General features: G+C 48.4%; 14 protein-coding genes, 2 rRNA genes and 1 riboswitch (1 of these 17 cut by a window edge). Of the genes, 12 read left to right on the top strand and 4 right to left on the bottom strand.

Going from position 1 to position 19,375, the window contains the following annotated elements:
- Positions 1-1,154, top strand: a 23S ribosomal RNA gene (locus ACJJI1_RS01810) (it extends 1,728 nt beyond the left edge of the window).
- 203 nt (positions 1,155-1,357) lie between these two features.
- Positions 1,358-1,473, top strand: a 5S ribosomal RNA gene (gene rrf, locus ACJJI1_RS01805).
- 895 nt (positions 1,474-2,368) lie between these two features.
- Here the strand turns inward: rrf and ACJJI1_RS01800 are convergent.
- Together ACJJI1_RS01800 and ACJJI1_RS01795 are read right to left on the bottom strand one after the other, a co-directional pair.
- Entirely contained in the window at positions 2,369-3,484 is a 1,116-nt protein-coding gene (locus ACJJI1_RS01800) for a DUF3419 family protein (RefSeq protein WP_444958372.1), read from the bottom strand.
- Between the two features lie 26 nt (positions 3,485-3,510).
- Positions 3,511-4,653 (bottom strand): SDR family oxidoreductase, encoded by a 1,143-nt coding sequence (locus ACJJI1_RS01795; protein ID WP_444958371.1) that lies wholly within the window; start codon positions 4,651-4,653, stop codon positions 3,511-3,513.
- 775 nt (positions 4,654-5,428) lie between these two features.
- Here ACJJI1_RS01795 and ACJJI1_RS01790 point away from each other — a divergent pair.
- The gene (locus ACJJI1_RS01790; protein WP_444958370.1) at positions 5,429-6,973 is read left to right on the top strand and encodes a thioredoxin domain-containing protein; all 1,545 of its coding nucleotides are present in this window, start codon (positions 5,429-5,431) and stop codon (positions 6,971-6,973) included.
- A 61-nt stretch (positions 6,974-7,034) separates the two neighbouring features.
- On the opposite strand, the gene ACJJI1_RS01785 is transcribed toward ACJJI1_RS01790, so the two are convergent.
- The gene (locus tag ACJJI1_RS01785) at positions 7,035-7,961 is read right to left on the bottom strand and encodes an SGNH/GDSL hydrolase family protein (protein WP_444941057.1); all 927 of its coding nucleotides are present in this window, start codon (positions 7,959-7,961) and stop codon (positions 7,035-7,037) included.
- 262 nt (positions 7,962-8,223) lie between these two features.
- A riboswitch (TPP riboswitch) is annotated at positions 8,224-8,322 on the top strand.
- Positions 8,323-8,407: 85 nt separating this feature from the next.
- Between ACJJI1_RS01785 and thiC the strand changes: the two genes are divergently transcribed.
- The 7 genes from thiC to ACJJI1_RS01750 all read left to right on the top strand — a co-directional run bounded on the left by thiC (position 8,408) and on the right by ACJJI1_RS01750 (position 15,541).
- Positions 8,408-10,318 (top strand): phosphomethylpyrimidine synthase ThiC, encoded by a 1,911-nt coding sequence (gene thiC, locus ACJJI1_RS01780; RefSeq protein ID WP_444911299.1) that lies wholly within the window; start codon positions 8,408-8,410, stop codon positions 10,316-10,318.
- A gap of 111 nt (positions 10,319-10,429) precedes the next feature.
- Positions 10,430-11,506, top strand: a complete 1,077-nt coding sequence (gene thiO / locus ACJJI1_RS01775) for a glycine oxidase ThiO (RefSeq protein WP_444917863.1) — start codon at positions 10,430-10,432, stop codon at positions 11,504-11,506.
- Positions 11,506-11,706, top strand: coding sequence for a sulfur carrier protein ThiS (gene thiS, locus ACJJI1_RS01770; protein ID WP_444917862.1), 201 nt, complete (start codon positions 11,506-11,508; stop codon positions 11,704-11,706). Before thiO ends, thiS begins: the two co-directional genes overlap by 1 nt.
- A gap of 2 nt (positions 11,707-11,708) precedes the next feature.
- Positions 11,709-12,515 carry a thiazole synthase gene (locus ACJJI1_RS01765; RefSeq protein ID WP_444917861.1) on the top strand — a complete coding sequence of 269 codons (807 nt, stop codon included), beginning with the start codon at positions 11,709-11,711 and terminating at the stop codon, positions 12,513-12,515.
- A 7-nt stretch (positions 12,516-12,522) separates the two neighbouring features.
- Positions 12,523-14,076, top strand: coding sequence for a thiamine phosphate synthase (gene thiE, locus ACJJI1_RS01760; protein WP_444914414.1), 1,554 nt, complete (start codon positions 12,523-12,525; stop codon positions 14,074-14,076).
- Entirely contained in the window at positions 14,070-14,819 is a 750-nt protein-coding gene (locus ACJJI1_RS01755) for a HesA/MoeB/ThiF family protein (protein WP_444958369.1), read from the top strand. Before thiE ends, ACJJI1_RS01755 begins: the two co-directional genes overlap by 7 nt.
- Before the next feature lie 248 nt (positions 14,820-15,067).
- On the top strand, positions 15,068-15,541 hold the full coding sequence (locus ACJJI1_RS01750; protein WP_108734073.1) for a Dps family protein: 474 nt from the start codon (positions 15,068-15,070) through the stop codon (positions 15,539-15,541).
- Positions 15,542-15,574: 33 nt separating this feature from the next.
- Here ACJJI1_RS01750 and ACJJI1_RS01745 read toward each other — a convergent pair whose 3' ends face one another.
- The gene (locus tag ACJJI1_RS01745; RefSeq protein WP_444925584.1) at positions 15,575-16,453 is read right to left on the bottom strand and encodes a LysR family transcriptional regulator; all 879 of its coding nucleotides are present in this window, start codon (positions 16,451-16,453) and stop codon (positions 15,575-15,577) included.
- A gap of 166 nt (positions 16,454-16,619) precedes the next feature.
- On the opposite strand from ACJJI1_RS01745, the gene ACJJI1_RS01740 reads away from it, so the two are divergent.
- Positions 16,620-18,599 (top strand): acetoacetate--CoA ligase, encoded by a 1,980-nt coding sequence (locus ACJJI1_RS01740; RefSeq protein WP_444958368.1) that lies wholly within the window; start codon positions 16,620-16,622, stop codon positions 18,597-18,599.
- 279 nt (positions 18,600-18,878) lie between these two features.
- On the top strand, positions 18,879-19,253 hold the full coding sequence (locus tag ACJJI1_RS01735) for a hypothetical protein (protein ID WP_108734070.1): 375 nt from the start codon (positions 18,879-18,881) through the stop codon (positions 19,251-19,253).
- Positions 19,254-19,375 lie beyond the last annotated feature (122 nt).

The raw sequence follows: 19,375 nt of genomic DNA, 5'->3' as shown, positions 1-19,375 counted from the left end.
TCGAAGTGACCAGGTGGCTGCGACTGTTTATTAAAAACATAGCACTCTGCAAACTCGTAAGAGGACGTATAGGGTGTGACGCCTGCCCGGTGCCGGAAGGTTAATTGATGGGGTTAGCTTCGGCGAAGCTCTTGATCGAAGCCCCGGTAAACGGCGGCCGTAACTATAACGGTCCTAAGGTAGCGAAATTCCTTGTCGGGTAAGTTCCGACCTGCACGAATGGCGTAACGATGGCCACGCTGTCTCCACCAGAGACTCAGTGAAATTGAAATCGCTGTTAAGATGCAGTGTACCCGCGGCTAGACGGAAAGACCCCGTGAACCTTTACTACAGCTTTGCACTGAACTTTGAGCCTATTTGTGTAGGATAGGTGGGAGGCTTTGAAGCAGCGACGCTAGTTGTTGTGGAGCCGTCCTTGAAATACCACCCTGGTATGTTTGAGGTTCTAACTCTGGTCCGTTATCCGGATCGAGGACAGTGTATGGTGGGTAGTTTGACTGGGGCGGTCTCCTCCCAAAGAGTAACGGAGGAGTACGAAGGTGCACTCAGCATGGTCGGAAATCATGCAATGAGCATAATGGTATAAGTGCGCTTGACTGCGAGACAGACATGTCGAGCAGGTACGAAAGTAGGTCATAGTGATCCGGTGGTTCTGTATGGAAGGGCCATCGCTCAACGGATAAAAGGTACTCCGGGGATAACAGGCTGATACCGCCCAAGAGTTCACATCGACGGCGGTGTTTGGCACCTCGATGTCGGCTCATCACATCCTGGGGCTGAAGCCGGTCCCAAGGGTATGGCTGTTCGCCATTTAAAGTGGTACGCGAGCTGGGTTTAGAACGTCGTGAGACAGTTCGGTCCCTATCTGCCGTGGGCGTTGGAGATTTGAGAAGAGTTGCTCCTAGTACGAGAGGACCGGAGTGAACGAACCTCTGGTGTTCCGGTTGTCACGCCAGTGGCATTGCCGGGTAGCTATGTTCGGACGGGATAACCGCTGAAAGCATCTAAGCGGGAAGCCTCCTTCAAGATAAGATCTCCCTGAGGCCTTGAGCCTCCTGAAGGGCCGTGGAAGACTACCACGTTGATAGGCTGGGTGTGGAAGCGTTGTGAGGCGTTGAGCTAACCAGTACTAATTGCCCGTGCGGCTTGACCATACAACAGAGATGGTTACTAACGACTAGCTAAGCTAGCGGATTGTGAGTTAGAGACATACGATCGCTTGCGGTGTATTACTACAGATTGTTTTACCGACTTATTTGGGGTTATCGCCGGTCACCAACATGACCGAGGCAAACAGCGATAACACGGTAGGCCAAGCACTTTGCTTATAAGACCAACGCCAACCCAAGCCAGTTTGCCTGACGACAATAGAGTTGTGGAACCACCTGATCCCTTGCCGAACTCAGAAGTGAAACGCAACATCGCCGATGGTAGTGTGGGGCTTCCCCATGTGAGAGTAGGTCATCGTCAGGCTTCTAATCCGAAAGGGCCACCCAATAGGGTGGCCCTTTTTTTATGGCTAAAAAATATTTCAAAGAAGCAAAAAACAAAAGCTAAAAAAATAAGAGAGAGAAAGCAGAAAATACTTAGTAAAAATTAAATAGAAAAAATAAAAGTAATTCTGAAAAACTTTAATACCTAACTTTCTATTTAAAAGTCAGTCAGTAAATAAAAAAGAAAAAGCTAAAACTACCTGAGCACCTTAAAAAGCCTATAAAAATAGGCCTTTACCTACCTCCGTAGCAAACGCCTTTGCACTCACACAAAAAATCATCCAACAAAAATAACCCTCGTAAAAACCAGAAAAGTACCCATACCACTTCCGCCAAAAATTAAATTTAGCCGGTAAAAATACCGGTGATTTTTTAGTCTCTGCAGTAATCCCCTGTAACCACGGGGCCTGTAGCCCGTTTATTAAAGTTATGCACAACTCTATCCAGACTTTCTGTTAGTAACCTCTGGCTGTGGAAATCCGCGCAAAACAAAACCCCTGCAAGTTTCCCTGTTGGGGCTTTGTTTTTTGGATAGGGTGAAATACTTTTACTACCGGGCAGCACCTACGCTGCCATGTGAGTCGTGCGCGATCCCGGAGCCGTGCCAGCTTGGAACGCCGGGGGCGCCCATAGGGTAGTGTGAGACAGCCCTACCCGTTGGATTGGAGGTGAACCGCGCCTGTGGTGGTCTAAACCGGTATAGTGGTTTATCAGACTTCTAATTCGAAAAAGGGCAGTCTAATAGGGCGGCCCTTTTTAGTGCCTGCGCTGTACTCTAGCTTATCTGGCGAGCAGCGTTGTAAGTCTTCTATTGGGAATTCCTAAAGGCAGCTGTCATTTAAATTACTGTAACAGCTATACATTGGTGAGGTAATTTAGTGTCCTCTTTTCACTCCAACATTAAAGCTATAAACAAACGATATATCGCTATTATTGAGCTCTTCCTCAAGAGCTGGGTTAAAAGAAAATTTATTTTTTATAGAGTCAGGAATTATTCTTTTGGTAATAAAATGGCGCATGCAGAGGATGCTGTTTTCGCTAGCTGCTGAGTATATTGCGTTTAGTAGGGAAACAAAGCTCTCCTCATCAAGATAAGCTGAAACGTCAGAAATGGAGAATTTATCAATTTTATTTTTACAGTTGTATAAATATTGTTCTATCGGTGAGGTTACTATTTCTATGACTGTTTTATCTAGTGCTCCCTTAATTACTGGGTAATTATTTTTTTCCAAATATAAAGGCATTCCATATTCTGGGTTGTATTTTCCAGTTAGCAGGAATGTCATAAAGAAATTATCAAGAACCAGGTGGTTCATTAGAGAGTGGTCCATTCTGCCTAATAAATACTCAGAAATTGACACTTCTTGTGGGATGTGTTCATAGAACCCAGGATCTTTAAGGAAAGTTCTGAAGAAATATTTGTTGGTAAGGAAATGCAAAAATTTTTTCCAGGCTGGGGTGTTCCATTTGTTTTTAACAAACTTACGCTGTTCTTCAATGCTTTTTAGGTGGGTTAGAGTTTTTATTTTTCTGGGTCGAATAACTTTAATGATCATACTGATTAACTTGAAATGCTTTTCGAAAGCGCCTTCATAAATAAACCCTTTTTCAATGATATTTATGTTGTTTGACCAAAATAACTCCGCCTTTTTTGATAAAGAGGATTTCATGTTGTCATAGGTGTTTAATCTCTTTTTGCATGAGAGTATTCCTGAGAACCTTAAAAACTCCTCATAATTTAATTTCTGGATGGCAATTTTTTTTAGTTCCAAGAGATAGTTTTGGCTGGGGTTCAAGTCAATGGCGGTTATTTTTTTGGGATTGCTCAGTAGAAGGCTTAAGACGCGATCTCCACCGCCAGTAACACATAAAATACTATCATTTTCATTGATATTTAGAGCCTTAAGCTCTGATCTTGAATCTTCGTTTGGCCCTGAGTAACTGATTCTATTTGCATAATGGGAAAGTGATATGTCACTAGGTTTGTTCATGGCATACCTGATTGGGCTGAATTTAGTTACGTTTGGTTTAAAAAATAGTCCACCACTTTGGTCAGATAACTCTTGCTATTACGCCATTGATCCTGAACAGGGTGACCTAAGACTCTTTGGCTATTTGCGCTACAAAACCTGAAGTCACTGTTTAAAAATGGTCCATTTTGCATTCTATTAATGATCTTAAGTATCCGCTTTTCTTTTTCTGGTAGGCTGCTTAACAATACGCGGCTGTCTTGAATTTGCCTTAAATCTAGCTCAAAGTAATCGCGGTTAAACATAACGAATTCGTCGATTGTCATTGGGTTAGAGTCGGCAATATTAAAGTATTGGTTTTTTGTGAGTTTATGGTTGTTTGAAATCTTTAATATTGCATCACAGCAAGTGTCAACTGGAATGACATTGATAAGGCAGTTTGGAAGATATTTTAGGTGAATGGGGATCTGTACATTCTGTTCTTTTAGTCTATTTAGCAGTTTTACATATTCATAGTAACCGGACTGAGAGTTTGTGTAGCCAGTCACCGAGTCTCCTAGGACAATAGTTGGCCTATAGATGGTGTATTCCAGGTTTTTGGACTCTGCGATTAAATTCTCTGCTGCATTTTTGGTGTAATCATAGGCATTAAAAAATTCTTTAGGTTGATAGAGTTTTTCCTTTACGGTCACTCCGCTGGCATGATCTTTACCGGCAATAAAACTGGTCGATATTTGGTTGAACCGACATTTTGCTGCTACAGCAACCTCTATTAATCGTTCCACACCGTTAACATTTGTATTAATGCTTTGTTGCAGGTTGCTATAGCTATAGCGCATGTCAGCTGCACAATTCCAAATTGAACCAATGTGTAGAGAGCGTAGTTGTCTGTAAGACGTAGAACTTAAGCTGAGCTTTGGCCTGTTCAAGTCTCCTGAAATGATTATAAGTCGGTCGAAATCATTTTTCGAAAGTTTGTAAATAGGATTGACAAAACTATTTCTTTGTTTTAGTTGCTCGAATCGATCATGAATATCATTTCGCGCAATTAAAACTACATTAAAACCTTTTCGTAATAGTCCCCATGTTAAGTACTGGCCTATAAAGCCAAGACCACCAACAACCAGTTGTATTCTTTTCAGGTCTTGTATTTCTGATAATTTTTTAAAGGTATGCTGGTTTTCTTTCATTGATCCATACGAACCAGTCATAGTGGTGAATTAGATGTGTGTTTCTTTAGCCCAAAAGCATTATTCTCCTTGAGAGTCACTTTTACTTTTTTACTGTGGAATATAAAAATTTGGTCTGGTGTTGGGTGTATCTTGAGGGTGCTTATGATTAACACAACTAAGCTATCCATCTATTTAACAAAGTCTATAGGCTCGTTGTGAAATCAAACGATGGTAATAAGTGGTAGTCGTATCATGATGATGTCATCCATTGCGAAAGTTGTACCAATAACTCGAGCTATGGATTTTCAGTAAAGTACCATTGAGTAATTGTAGTACATCCGAGTATTTGGCCGTAGATTGACTGTAGATCCTTTATTTTTACTGTCCCCGTCATAAACGGATCTGGCATCATTGTAGGAGACTTGAATTTATTCTTCCGCTAAAGCGTCTTCTTATAGACGATTTGGAGTTTCCTGCAATCGATACTTTTGGCTATAGCTCTTATTGGATACTTCGATATGATCTATTGCTTGTTTTGGTTTCAAGATTTTCCCATGTAGTTTTAAAAGTGATTTCATATGGGGGACAGTGATCTAAGGATCGAATAGGCTCGCGAAATTACTCAGGGTTAGTTTGTTGGATATTTTCTCTCCTGGAGAGACGTTAGCTTAGATGCCAAAAAGCTTGCCTGGTTCTCATTTTTTGAACACGTTCTGAATAAAGCTCGCTGTAAGCGGTTGAAATGAGAATTGGCGAGTAAGATTGGTCAAAACCGGTAAAAGGAGAATTACCAGTGAAGCGACTAAGGAATGTTATAGTAAAGTTAATGGCGTTGGGTATTTTGACCCTAATGGGGGGGTGTTCAAAGGATGCGGAAATAACAGTAGGAACTAAAGTACTTGATCAGCAACATATAGCTGCACGGATTGATGGCCAGGAGGTCAGCGTGAAGGCCTTGGATAAGGAGCTCCAGCTTGTGTTGTATGATATTGCTGAAATGGAGCATAAATTACGTCTCAACAAGCTGCATGAAATGATTGCCAAAACAGCAAAAGATGGTCAAGAAATAGAGGTTATGCTTCCCGTTCCAGAGCCACCACGGATAGATCTTGATTATGGCGGGCGCGCCGCTCGAGGAAATCCCGAAGCGCCTATAACAATTGCTGTGTTCTGCTCCTTTCAATCTCCCCACTGTAAATCCTTTCAGCCAACCTTGAGGCGTTTGTTGAGTGACTATTCTGGTTGGGTTCGCCAGGTAAATTTTGATTTTCCCCTTAAGTTTCATCGGGAGGGTATCAAAGCTGCTGTTTCGGCTAAGTGCGCTGGTGAGCACAATATTTTTTGGGAATATCACGACGCCTTATACGCAAAAACTCCAAACCTTGGTGAGAAGTCTTACTCCCAGACCGCAAGTAGTTTACTGATCGATGACAAGCAATTTAAAGCCTGTATTGGAGATATGAATTATAAAGAAGTTGTTCTGGGGGATCAGGAAATTGCTTTAGAGCTTGGCCTTACAAATGTGCCGGTTGTTTTTATAAACGGTTTGTATCTAAAGGGCGCGCGATCATTTGAGCAATATTCTTACTGGATAGAAAAGGAACTAATCAGGCTTGATATAGATCCTCAGAAAAAATATACATGGAAACAACAAAAAGATACTGAGAATCATTTACCTGTTACGGATCTACCTCTTGCCCTGGTAGGAGTTAGTGAATCGAGTATAGAAAGTAAGTCCAAAGCTTTAATAGAAGTAAATGGGCAGAGAGCACAGAGTTTTTCACTGGGGCAGTCTGTTCTTAAAGATGTCGTTCTGAAGAGTTTGAAAGGGCACTATGCCGTTATTGATAATCAGGGATCCCTGGAGCGTCTGCTATTGCAAGGTGAAGAGGGTAATATTATCCCTTTAACTTTGTCCCATCAGCACGATGAGGAGCTGCGCAAACGTATTGAACAGCCTCAGGGAGAAAAGGGTAAAAAACTAATCGAGCCGGCTGGTGTCTTGACTCTTGGGCAAGAGTGGTTGGCGAAGCAACTCGAACAACGAGAATTCTTGGAGGCTAAATTTATTGAGGCGGAGCTGGAAGTTGAGGGCCACCATTTGATGCGCTTGGAGGGTGTGGCTAACAATGAGTTTTTTACTGCACTTGGGTTCGAGGAAAACGATGTGCTGTTGAGAGTCAATGACAGTTGGGTCCACAGTGGCCAGAATGAGCTGTGGAGTGCTCTTACCAGTGGAAAAGTAATTGATGTTGCCTTTATGAGAAAGGGTTTGCCGCATAGATTGCAGTATGTGGTTGAAGAGAGTGGTTACTTTGATGAGGATTTAGGTAAGTGAATTGATTAGGGCCCGCGGTACTTTATTGCGGGCCCTGAATTTACCGAGCAGTAAAAGTTACTTATTTATCCGGATTTCCTTGCCACAGTAGGTCAGCGACAATATTTTGTCCTTGAATGCTTGGGTGGAAACAGTCTCCACCATCAATATCATCTTTATTAAACTGAAAAGTCCCGGCATTTAACTGATCCTCACCGGTATATTCAGCAACAACTTCTACCCCATTCATACCGTTGTAACTTTCTGCTTCCTCAACAAGGATTTCGTTATAACGTTGTTGGGCTGCGGCTATTCCGTTATAACGAGTAGCAAAGCTCTCTCCATTCATCGAGCCGCCATTCGTTGCAATTCGGCAGATTCCGAAAGTCGACCAGACACTCTCGCAATCTACGCGGGAATTACCGCTTTGCTTATCCAGACCTGCTGCCCGGAGATCGTGTACTCGTGGTACTGAGCCGAGTACTATCGTTGAGCCGTTAGGGAGACCATCGACTAATTTGTCCAGTCCAGCTTGAACTGCCGAGCGCCACTCGCTATCGGTGTAAAGTGGATCGTTACAGTTGGCTGGATCGACGCAATCCCGGTTACAGATGTCATTACCGCCCAATACTACCTCGACATGATCAGGTAAATTACTTTGGGATAGAATCCGATCGGCTTGAGTGGAGAAATTGTCGCCTCCACTACGCATCTCAGCACCGGATTCCGCTGCACTTTTATTGGCAGCCATATTGGGGTAGTTAACTTTATATTTATCGTGAACACTCTCCACTGAATTGTCGTCGCCGTCAAACCAGGAATGCTCGGGTTGGTCCCCGCCGAGAAGACAAAACAGGTCCCAGAAATACTTATTGCGGGTACAGTCTGCACCGAATGCCATGGTAATACTGTCACCCGCAGCAACAGACTTGGAGGGGGCTGCCATTGCTGGCTGTATCGATAAGATGCTCAAACAGAGCGTTACTAGAACTCCATATTTATTCAACATTGTATTTTCTCCCACACCGACTTTCGCCGTAAGTTGTTATCGTTTTATTCACTGCTCCGGTAAACGAGAAGGAGTGTAGGACGCACTCAGATATTGTGAGTGGTGAATGCTTGAGACCCTTTGGTCAGTTATCAATAAATTGAAGTCTGTTGGAGTTTTGTCGCCGAGAGCATTGATTACTTTATTGGCGTTTCAAAGCTTTAGTTTTTCTGGCACAGTTTTATGCCATCTGTTTTTCTTCGGGCGCTTCCACTATACTGCGCTCTACTTGTCGGAGTGCCTGTGGGCTGAGATCGCTGTTGCGAGATCCGTTGAACCTGATCGGGGTAACCCCCGCGTAGGGAACAAGATCTGAAGTCGCCTGTTTTGTTACAGTTTGGCGTCTTTTCTCTTTGTATGTGCCCTGGATGCTGCGACCTTTAAATTTCCAAGTTTTAAGGTTACGCATGTCTGAGATCATTGAACAATCCGGTAAAGCCGGAAAGTCCTCCCGCGCTGCCAGTCGCGATTCCGCTAAAGAATTTCTTGAAAATCTCACGGTTCAATCTTTCCCCAGCTCGAGCAAGGTGTATTTGCCCGGTGAAACTCCCGACATTCAGGTTGGTGCTCGTCAGATCTGTTTGGGAGATAGTTTGGTAGGGGGGGATGCAGAGAATCCGGTGTTTGAACCCAATGAGCCCCTAACCATTTACGACACTTCGGGCCCCTATTCCGAGCCCAATTTTAAAGTGGACGTACGGGAAGGGTTGCCCAAATTGCGCCAGGGCTGGATAGAGGCCCGCAGAGATACTGAACTGCTGGACTCTCGCCAAGCGGCCTACAGCCAGAAGCGTATGGCGGACCAGGGGCTGGATCATATCCGCTTTGAAAACCTTCCCAGCCCTCGCCGAGCCAAACCGGGACAGAATGTATCTCAGATGCACTATGCCCGCCGCGGCATTATTACCCCAGAAATGGAATTTATCGCAGTGCGCGAAAATATGGGGCGAGCCAAATTGGCAGCGGAAATGAGTGAAAGTGAATACCAGAAGGCACGTGATGGTATTTACATCCCCGAGCAAATCACGCCGGAATTTGTGCGCCGGGAAGTTGCAGAGGGGCGGGCAATTATCCCGGCGAATATTAATCACCCGGAAGTGGAGCCGATGATTATCGGGCGCAACTTCCTGTGCAAGGTGAATGCAAATATTGGTAACTCGGCTGTGACTTCTTCCATTGAAGAGGAAGTGGAGAAACTGGTTTGGTCTACCAAGTGGGGCGCGGACACGGTGATGGATCTGTCTACCGGTGCCAATATCCACGAAACCCGCGAGTGGATTCTGCGCAACTCGCCAGTGCCCATCGGTACTGTGCCGATTTACCAGGCGCTGGAGAAAGTAAACGGAATTGCTGAAGATCTTAACTGGGATGTGTTCCGCGACACCTTGATTGAGCAGGCGGAGCAGGGGGTGGATTACTTCACTATTCATGCTGGCGTGCTTTTGCGCTATGTGCCGCTCACTGCCAAACGTATGACCGGGATTGTCTCTCGCGGTGGTTCCATTATGGCCAAATGGTGTCTCGCCCATCACCAAGAGAATTTCCTCTATACCCACTTCGAGGAAATCTGCGAGATTATGAAGGCTTACGATGTGAGCTTTAGTCTCGGTGATGGCCTGCGCCCGGGCTCCATTGCGGATGCTAACGATGAAGCCCAGTTTGGCGAGCTGCACACGCTTGGCGAGCTGACTGAAATTGCCTGGAAGCACGATGTTCAGACGATGATCGAAGGCCCCGGTCATGTGGCTATCCATAAGATCAAAGAAAATATGGATGAGCAGCTGAAGCACTGCCACGGCGCACCTTTCTACACTCTGGGTCCATTGACCACGGATATTGCTCCCGGCTACGACCACATTACTTCCGGCATCGGCGCTGCACTTATCGGCACCTACGGTTGCGCCATGCTCTGCTATGTGACCCCCAAAGAACACCTGGGTCTACCCAATAAAGAGGATGTTAAAGAGGGCCTTATGGCCTATAAGATTGCGGCTCATGCCGCAGACTTGGCCAAAGGGCATCCGCGGGCACAGAAGCGCGATGACGCCCTGTCAAAAGCCCGCTTTGAATTCCGTTGGGAAGACCAGTTCAACCTCGGCTTGGACCCGGAGCGGGCACGCACCTATCACGATGAAACCTTACCAAAGGAATCCGGCAAGGTGGCTCACTTCTGCTCCATGTGCGGCCCGAAATTCTGCTCCATGAAAATCACCCAGGATGTGCGCGATTATGCGGCCAAGCAGGAAGCGGCACAGGGCATGGAGGAAATGTCGATTAAATTTAAGGACATGGGTAGCGAGATTTATCACAAGGGCTGATGAGTATTTTGGGGGAGAGTCCTCTCCCCCAAGAATCGGATAGCAAAAGTACGGCGAGCGCATAGCGCATATCGCTGGGTGTCGATTTGGATTTGCGAAGATAGGTGGTCTGTGACAAGCGAAACCAAAGCCAAAGTAGCTATTGCCGGTGGCGGCCTGTTAGGTCGCTTGCTCGCCTGGCGGCTCTGCCAACGGGAACTGGATATTACCCTGTTTGAAGCGGGTGATCTGTCGGCACCAGTCGGGGGAGCTTGCTGGACGGCAGCGGGAATGATTTCACCACTATCGGAATTGGTGCACAGCGATAAACAGGTTTACAACCTGGGGCTGAAAAGCCTTGAGATTTGGTCTGAGTGGGCCCGGCAGCTGGAGGAGCAGAGCGGGCAAGACGTGGAGTACCGCAGGGCGGGCTCAGTGCTGGTTGCTCATGGCAAGGATAAAAGTGAGCTGCTGCAATTCCTGCGGGAGCTACAGGGCAAGTTGGGCGAGTCTGCCAGGGAGCAGGTGCAGCCCCTCGATTGTAATACTTTAGCGAAATTAGAGCCCGCCTTACACGGCTTTGAACAGGGGCTTTACCTGCGGGGTGAGGCGGATATCAATAATCACCGCTTATTGCCTGCGTTACTCAGCGTATTGCGCCGAAGTGCAGTCACTCTGCGAGAGCACAGCAAGGTAAATTGCAAAGCCGGGTATATCTCTGTGAACTCGGAGTGCGAACAATTTGATTGCGTGATCGACTGCCGTGGTCTCGGTGCCAAGGGGCAGATTGAAGGCTTACGCGGTGTCCGTGGTGAGGTGATGGTGGTGGAATCCCGGGAAGTGGTTTTGCAGCGTCCAGTGCGACTGCTCCACCCGCGCTATAAGCTCTACGCTGTACCACGCAGCGATGGGCGTACAGTAATTGGTGCTACGGAAATTGAGAGCGAAGACCAGTCGCCCATTTCCGTGCGCTCCAGTATGGAATTGTCTTCCGCGCTTTACTCCCTCAACCCGGCTTTTGCCGAGGCTCGTATTGTTGAGGCCCGCGTAAATTGTCGCCCCGCCACTATGGATAATATGCCTTATATCCACAGCGAGGATGGGCTGATTAGGGTGAATGGCCTTTACCGTCACGGTTATCTTTTAGCGCCGGCAGTAGTGGAGCAAGTGGAGAATCAAGTGGCACAACAACTGTTACAGGTGGTTTGATGCAGGTACTAATTAATGGGGAAACACAGAGCCTTGAATCCCCGCTAAAACTCTCTGCGCTTTTACAGAAGCTCGGCTATCGCGGAGAAACATTTGCCGTTGCGATCAACGGTGGATTTATTCCCCGTACGGAATATAGCAATACACAGATAAATAACGGCGATAGCCTGGATATTGTTGCTCCGGTAGTGGGGGGGTAAAGGTGAGCGATCTATTAACACTTTACGGAAAAACATTTAACAGCCGGCTCTTGGTGGGCACCGCCCTGTATCCCTCCCCAGCGATTATGCGCGAATCCGTGCAAGCCTCAGCTTCGGAAATTATTACTTTGTCTCTTCGCCGGCAAAATCCGGCACAGCAGCAGGACAATCGATTTTGGGATTATATTCGCGAGTCCGGTTGTCAGTTGTTGCCTAATACCGCCGGTTGTAAATCGCCGCGAGAAGCGGTGGAGCTGGCAAAAATGTCCCAGGAAATTTTCCAGACCGATTGGCTCAAGCTGGAAGTGATTGGCGATGATTACAATTTGCAGCCAGACCCCTTTGGTCTGGTAGAAGCTGCACGGGAATTAATTCAGTTAGGCTTCAAGGTTTTGCCTTATTGCACAGATGACCTGGTTCTGTGTCGAAAACTTTTGGATGTGGGTTGCGAGGTATTAATGCCCTGGGGGGCTCCCATCGGTACCGGGCAGGGCCTGCTCAATAAATATAACCTGCAAACACTGCGCGAGCGCCTGAGTGATGTACCGCTTATTATTGACGCCGGAATCGGTGCGCCATCACAGGCGGCAGAAGCACTGGAGATGGGCTTTGATGCGGTGTTATTGAATTCCGCGATTGCAAAAGCCCAGGATCCGGTACTGATGGCTAGTGCTTTTAAACTGGCTGTGGAATCCGGGCGCGCCGCCTTTAATGCCGGCTTGATGCTCAGGCGTCAAACTGCCAGCCCCAGCACCCCCACCCTGGATATGCCTTTCTGGCAGCAGGCAGAGAGCATATTGCAGGATTAGTATTTTTATGCGCGATCAACTCCAATTGAAAAAGCCAATTGTCTGGACCATTGCCGGCAGTGACTCCGGCGGTGGCGCCGGTATTCAGGCGGACCTGCTGACTATTGCAGACCTCGGCTGCCATGGTTGCAGTGCTATCACGGCCAATACTGCACAGAATACGGTGGAAGTTACTGCAATTAATGCAGTTTCCCTAGAGGTCTTGGGTTCTCAGTTACAGGCTTTACAGCGGGATCTATTTCCTGCCGCAATTAAAATCGGTCTGCTAGCGAATGCTGAACAAGTTGTTGCGGTGGCAGATTTCCTGCGCCAGCTGCAAGCGGTGCAGCCGGTTCCGGTTATTTACGACCCGGTTGCTGTTGCTACCAACGGAGCCGGGCTCACCGAAGGGAATATTACCGCAACGGTGTTGGCTCAGTTGATGCCACAATGTGATCTGGCTACTCCCAATTTACATGAATTGGAATGGCTTACCGGAGCCAGTGTCACGGGTTCGGAATCTATTGTGCAAGCTGCGCATCAGTTGCACGCCTACGGCGGTACCGCAATTTTAGTTACCGGCGGCCATACGCAATTGCGTGCGGGAGAAGTTGCCGACTTACTGTGGGATGGTGAAAAAGCCGATTGGTTTATTGGCCGGGAAGTATCCAGTACAGGCACACATGGCACTGGCTGCACCCTGTCCTCCGCTATTGCCGCTTGCCGCGCTTTGGGCTACCCATTGCGAGATGCCTGCGTTGTGGGTAAAGCCTATGTTCAGCGGGGCTTGCGTCGGGGAAATAATGCACATATCGGCGCTGGTGCTGGACCTGTAGGTCACTGTGGCTGGCCCCTGGATTTCATCGACTTCCCGGAGATTTTGGTGCGGGGAGAAGAGCGTGCGCTGGATTATGGTTTTGGTGCGGCCCAGCCTCTTGTTCAAGGGTTTGCCCAAACAGACTCTCAAGCATTGGGTTTATATCCGGTAGTGGATACAGTGGAGTGGTTGCAGCGCCTGGCTGAGCTGGGGGTGCGTACTTTACAGCTGCGAATAAAGAATCCGGGTGGGGACCTGCGCGCACAGATTGAGAGGGCAGTGGCTATTGGCAGGACATATAACCTGCGCCTGTTTATCAATGATTACTGGCAGTTGGCGATTGAGTGCGGCGCCTACGGCGTGCATTTGGGCCAGGAGGATTTGCAGTCTGCTGATCTGAGGGCAATTCAAGCGGCAGGATTGAAGCTGGGTATCAGTACCCACGGCTTCTATGAATTACTGTTGGCCTACCGTTATCGCCCCAGTTACCTGGCCATTGGTGCAATTTATGCGACCAACACCAAGGATATGTCGGATCAGTTGCAGGGTGTGCAGAAACTTGCGCGAATGGCAGCACTATTGCCCGATTATCCACTCGTGGCAATTGGTGGTATTAATATGCAGCGAGCCAGTGAGGTTATCGCTAGCGGCGTTGGCAGTATCGCCGTGGTCAGCGCTATTACTAAAGCAAAAGATTACAAGCAGGCGGTTGCCGATTTTAATGTCCTGTTGAAAGGTAAGCATGCGGAAGTAGAGCCATGTTAAGTAGTAAGGAATTACAGCGTTACAGTCGCCAGATAATGTTGCCCCAAGTGGGTGAAGAGGGGCAGAAAAAACTGTCTTCTGCGCGAATTCTGATTGTTGGCTTAGGTGGGCTCGGCAGCCCGGCAGCGATGTATCTGGCCGCAGCCGGTATTGGAGAGTTGCACCTGGTGGATGGTGATCATATCGATCTCTCCAATTTACAGCGCCAGGTTTTGTACAAAACCAATCACCAGGGAAAATCCAAAGCCATGGTGGCTGCACAACAATTGGCTGCAGCCAATCCAACTATTCGCATTCACCCCCACAGCCAAATGGCGAATGAATCGTGGCTGCTTGAGCAGGTAAAACAGGTGGATCTGGTGTTGGACTGCACCGATAACCTGGAAATCCGCCATACGATCAACCGGGCTTGTTATCAGGCAGGGTGTCCGGTGGTAATGGCATCGGTGCAGGGGTTTTCCGGCCAGCTGATTAGTTTTGATTTTTCTGAAGGAAAAGGTCCCTGTTATGCCTGCCTGTTTCCGCCCCAGGAGCAGGCTGAAGTCCAGAACTGCTCTACAGCAGGTGTGATCGGTCCGGCGCTGGGTGTGGTTGGCAGCATGCAGGCTCTGGAGGCCATGAAATACCTGATGGATTTGCCGGTATCGAGCTTGAATAAATTGCACTTAATCGAGACGGAAACCTTAGCCCTGCAAACTTTGCAGCTGCCGAGCCATAGTAATTGCCCGGTTTGTAGTGCCTGATTTCTTGTGTTGCCAGCAGGGGGCTCGATAAATAGTTTTATCTGGAGAGTCCCTTATTGGCAATGTCTTGTCGCAAAATTTTCTTCCAATAGCCGGGTTAAAATTCACGCCATTTTTGTACCTTATAAATCTTACTTGTCTATATAAATAAGCTATTGGCTCGATAGCTTGTGAGAAGTGAATAAAGGTACCAAAATGGCCTTATAACCATTTCGGTGACAACAGTTTTTGGAATAGGGATTTGTATTATGAAAAAAATCGATATTGGTATCAGTGAAAAGGATCGGGAAAAGATTGCTGCCGGTTTGAAACATTTGTTGGCAGATAGCTACACCCTTTACCTGCAAACCCACAACTTCCACTGGAATGTTACTGGGCCTCTGTTCCGCGAATTACACCTGATGTTTGAAGAGCATTACACCGAGCTGGCCACTGCAGTGGATGATATTGCCGAACGCATTCGTACCCTCGGGGTTTCCGCTCCCGGTACTTACCAGGCCTTTGCTCAACTCAGCTCCATCAAAGAAGTTGTTGAGGTACCACCGGCGGAAGAAATGGTAAAAATTCTCACTAAAGGGCATGAGCAAGTGATCAAAACCTGTCGTGAAGTTTTAAAAGATGCCCAGGCGGGAGAAGATGAATCCACAGTTGCCCTGGTATCTGATCGTATGAGAGTTCACGAGAAAACGGCTTGGATGCTGCGCGCAACCAGCAGTCACTAGTCGCTCAAATAAGTAGAGGCACTTTTATAGACCTCAACCAGTAATCGCGGATAAAAACGCGGTTGCTGGTGCCGACAAGGTGCCTCGGCTCTTTAGTAATATCCCCACCTCCTGACTCACTACTGGTGCCGATAGCGGCAGGCATTCCAGCCCATATTCCCGAACCTGTGTTTCGCACAAGCTCGGCACTGCACTAATCCCCATTCCCGCACGTACTAACTGGCCGATTGTGCTTAATTGATTAGCTTCGCAGATATAGTGAACGCCTTTGCCACTTTGCCCGAAGGCCTCATCGGTCCAGCGCCTCACCGCTGAGCCGCGGTTCATAGCAATAAAAGGAAAACTGGCCAGGTCACTCCAGCGCACTTTTCCTTTTTCGCTGAGGGGGTGCTGGGATGGTATGACTGCGATAAAACGATCCCTGTGTAGGGGCACAAACTCAAGCCCGCCTAAATCCTCGGGGCGAAAACTGATGCCCAGCTCCGCCCGGCCATCCTGCACCGCTTGGGTTACTCGTTCCATCACCACATCTTCCAACAGGATATTGATTTGTGGGTGTTGGCGGTGAAAATTGGCTAATAATTGGGGGAGTTGGTTTAGTGCATAGGCGGGAATTACTGCCAGGCGCAACTGCCCACGCTCCAGGCGAAAGGCCTGCTGTACCGCATCCAGGGATTGATCCCAGTTGTGCAGTAGTTGTTCGGCGCGGGAGAGAAATTCTTCGCCCTCCGGGGTGAGAGTGAGTTGGCGGGCTTCTCGACTGAAAAGCGGGCCGCCAGTCGCATCCTCCAGGTTGCGGATGGCAATGGACAGGGCTGGCTGGGAAGTGTGCAACTGAGCGCTGGCCTGGGCCAGGCTGCGGCTGCGGGCCACTGTGACAAAGGCGCGTAGTTGTTTGATCGTGGCGCTCACAGCGGCAGGTTCCTGGGGAATTGATAGATTTGGCTATGTTAACTTTTATTTAACAAATCTAAAAAAGATTAAAATAGTTTTAAGTGGTGGGGCAGGGCATGATTGCTCCCCTTGTGCCCGAGAGGGCGATTTGAAAACACAATAATGAGCCACAAGGTCTGTTGAAATGAAGGACAACTCCCAACCGCTCTGGCAACCCAGCGCAGAGGCTATTGCCGCCACTCAGATGGATGAATTTCGTCGCAGGGTCAACCAGCAATACCAGCTGGATCTCAATGATTATGCGGCTTTATACCAGTGGTCAGTAGATAATCGCGAAGCTTTCTGGCGGGAGTTGTGGGATTACACCGGAGTTATTGCTGCAGATAAGGGTGATGAGACACTCGGTAACGATTCCATGCCCGGTGCGCAGTGGTTTCCACAGGCACGCCTGAACTTTGCTGAGAACCTGCTGCGATATCGCGATGACAAGGCTGCCCTGGTCGAGCGCCTGGAGAACGGTAGCCGCCGCGAGCTGAGCTACAAGGAGCTGTACGATCGGGTGGAGCGCCTGTCAGCGGCCCTCGTTGCCCAAGGCGTTGTTGAGGGAGATCGGGTAGCGGGCTTTATGCCCAATGTGATCGATACCGTAGTAGCCATGTTGGCCACCACGAGCCTCGGTGCTATCTGGACCTCCTGCTCACCAGACTTTGGTATCAATGGAGTATTTGACCGCTTTGGCCAGGTGCAGCCGAAAGTGCTATTTGCCTGTGAAGGATACTTCTATAACGGTAAGGTTATTGATTCATTGCCGCGTCTGCGCGAGATCATGCAGCGAATCGAATCCATAGAAACTTTGGTAGTGGTACCGGTTGCGCGCTCAGAAGAGGAAACTGCTCAGGTACTAGCGGCAGAGCCGCTGGGTAAGGCGGTACTACTGCAAGCTTTTGAAGCTGCGGCGCCCGCTCGCGAACTCTCCTTTGTACAAACAGAATTTAATCACCCCCTGTACATCATGTACTCCTCAGGTACTACTGGTGTACCCAAGTGCATCGTCCACGGAGTGGGGGGCACTTTGCTCCAGCACCTGAAGGAGCATCGCTTGCATGGCGATCTGCGCCGTGAGGATACACTTTTCTACTTCACCACCTGTGGCTGGATGATGTGGAACTGGCTGGTGAGTGGCCTGGCTTGTGGGGCGACTCTAGTGCTGTTTGATGGCTCACCTTTCTACCCTTCATCCCAAAGTCTATGGGATATGACCGATGAAGAGGGAATCAGTGTGTTTGGCACCAGTGCCAAATATATTGCTGCGCTGGAGAAGAGTGGCTGCAAACCCCGGGAGACCCACAAACTGGTGAACTTGCGTGCGGTGCTCTCCACAGGCTCTCCGCTGGCCCACGAAGGCTTCCGCTATGTCTACAGAGATATAAAAGCAGATCTCTGCTTATCCTCTATTTCCGGCGGCACCGATATTGTGTCTTGCTTTGCCCTTGGCAACCCAACCCTACCGGTCTATGCCGGTGAGTTGCAGTGTCGAGGCCTTGCTATGGATGTGGAAGTCTGGGATGACCAGGGTAAATCCGTAGTTGCAGAGAAGGGTGAGTTAGTATGTGCTAAGTCCTTCCCCTGTATGCCGATTGGCTTCTGGAACGATCAAGATGGAGCCAAGTACCGCGGTGCTTACTTTGAAAATTGGCCTGGTGTGTGGGCGCATGGGGACTATGCCGAGATTACGGCACACGGTGGTGTTGTGATCTATGGCCGCTCCGATGCAGTACTTAATCCCGGCGGTGTGCGTATCGGAACCGCAGAGATTTACCGCCAGGTGGAGAAAGTCGAGGAGGTGCTCGATAGTATCTGTATCGGCCAGCCCTGGCACGACGATGTACGGGTAGTGCTGTTTGTGGTTTTGCGAGAGGGTGTTGTACTGGACGAGGATCTGACCCAGAAAATCCGCTCCACGATTCGCGCCAATACCACGCCTCGCCATGTGCCGGCCAAGGTGATCCAGGTGGCGGATATTCCTAAAACTATCAGCGGTAAGATTGTGGAACTGGCTGTGCGCAATGTGGTGGAGGGTAAACCGGTTAAAAATAAGGAGGCCCTGGCCAACCCTGAAGCCTTATCGCTATTTGAAAAGCTGCCGGAGTTGGCAGAGGAGTAAGTTAGGGAGCCTCTGAACAACTCCGTGATACCTCTGCATGCCCCGAAGGGCGGGCCTTGAAGGCCACAGCTGCTGCGTTGCAGCTCTTGCAAAGGGCTACGGCTATTCGCGGCGAGCTGCGCCTAACATCTGCAACCTTCAAGGCCCGCAGAGGCATTACGGAGTTATTCAGAGGCTCCTTAGGAGTAAGGGAGCGTAACCCGGCGCCATTTAGTTTGCTGCGGTTCTGCGCTACCCTTCACTTTATAAACACCAATAATTTACGGTAGAAAAACAGTCATGGTTACTTATTTGTACTGGGCAGCGGTGATTGCCCTGGTTATTGCTTCTCTTTTTATCGGCAGTCGCCTGGGCAGCCTTAAGATCGGCGCAATCGTGGCTGCGGTTTTCTTTGTTGGCGGCTGGCTTGCCTACTACTTTCACTATGAGCAGGTTTTCGTGAAGCGTTTTGGCGGGGTCATGCGTATCTCTGTGCCCGATGGGTACCGCCATATCGGCGCCACCTGGAAAGAAGATAATTTGTGGATCGAGAATTATAACCCCAAGACTAACCAGTGTATTTTCACGGAGTATTCCAAAGGAAATATTCTGGAAGGGCGGGTGATTATCCAGGATTGTAATCCCTTAATGCCCAGCCAAGGCACACAGCCATAGAAGTCCCAAACGCCGAATCGGCTTATTGGCTGCTCAATAAGTCGATTTAATTATCCCAGCTGTTGTCATCAGCTGGATATTCCAGCCTACGGAGGGAACGGATACCCGGATTTTTTGCGGAG

The sequence above is a fragment of the Microbulbifer maximicatervae (SeqCode) genome (assembly GCF_052467065.1).
This window is presented reverse-complemented; position numbering and strand designations above follow the sequence as displayed.

Excerpts from the sequence above, each read along its gene's own strand:
- ACJJI1_RS01800 (WP_444958372.1), bottom strand. The coding sequence starts at position 3,484 with ATGAACAAACCTAGTGACATATCACTTTCCCATTATGCAAATAGAATC.
- ACJJI1_RS01795 (WP_444958371.1), bottom strand. The coding sequence starts at position 4,653 with ATGAAAGAAAACCAGCATACCTTTAAAAAATTATCAGAAATACAAGAC.
- ACJJI1_RS01785 (WP_444941057.1), bottom strand. The coding sequence starts at position 7,961 with ATGTTGAATAAATATGGAGTTCTAGTAACGCTCTGTTTGAGCATCTTA.
- thiC (WP_444911299.1), top strand. The coding sequence starts at position 8,408 with ATGTCTGAGATCATTGAACAATCCGGTAAAGCCGGAAAGTCCTCCCGC.
- thiS (WP_444917862.1), top strand. The coding sequence starts at position 11,506 with ATGCAGGTACTAATTAATGGGGAAACACAGAGCCTTGAATCCCCGCTA.
- thiE (WP_444914414.1), top strand. The coding sequence starts at position 12,523 with ATGCGCGATCAACTCCAATTGAAAAAGCCAATTGTCTGGACCATTGCC.
- ACJJI1_RS01755 (WP_444958369.1), top strand. The coding sequence starts at position 14,070 with ATGTTAAGTAGTAAGGAATTACAGCGTTACAGTCGCCAGATAATGTTG.
- ACJJI1_RS01750 (WP_108734073.1), top strand. The coding sequence starts at position 15,068 with ATGAAAAAAATCGATATTGGTATCAGTGAAAAGGATCGGGAAAAGATT.
- ACJJI1_RS01740 (WP_444958368.1), top strand. The coding sequence starts at position 16,620 with ATGAAGGACAACTCCCAACCGCTCTGGCAACCCAGCGCAGAGGCTATT.
- ACJJI1_RS01735 (WP_108734070.1), top strand. The coding sequence starts at position 18,879 with ATGGTTACTTATTTGTACTGGGCAGCGGTGATTGCCCTGGTTATTGCT.